The organism is Rhodopseudomonas sp. WA056, assembly GCF_010906995.1.
Lineage (GTDB): Bacteria > Pseudomonadota > Alphaproteobacteria > Rhizobiales > Xanthobacteraceae > Rhodopseudomonas > Rhodopseudomonas palustris_G.
In genome coordinates this window covers 1-410 of record NZ_QPFS01000273.1, presented here as the reverse complement: position 1 = coordinate 410, position 410 = coordinate 1, and the positions used below count along the sequence as shown (strand labels likewise).

Genomic DNA, 410 nt, shown 5'->3' with positions numbered 1-410 from the left:
ATGTCGTATTTTGACTCAAAATTTTTTGTGCATTGAGAGCAAGTAAATATTCTTGTTGGGTGGAAACCAAGTCAGGGCTATACACTGTAAAAAGGGCTTGCCCTGCCTTTACTTTTTCACCGGTAAAATTGATAAATAATTTCTCTATCCAACCATCAAAGCGCACATGAATATGGGCAACCAGACTCTCAACGACCGCAACCCGTCCTACCGTGCGAATTGTTTTTTCAATGTTTTGACGGCGTACTGGCTCTGAGGTGATGCCAATGGCTTGTAAGCGGACTGGGTCAATTACAATTTCATTTTTTTGTGTAGGCTGTTTCATGTCCATCTTACCATGCATATCGGTTGTATTTTGCGCATAGGTTATTAATGGCAGCAAAGACAGTAAACTTAAAACAAACATACTC

1 pseudogene is annotated in these 410 nt (G+C 40.2%); it reads right to left on the bottom strand.

The window, feature by feature from the left end:
• Positions 1-331 (bottom strand): annotated as a pseudogene (locus tag DU475_RS23990) (efflux RND transporter periplasmic adaptor subunit); the annotation flags it as partial.
• Positions 332-410 lie beyond the last annotated feature (79 nt).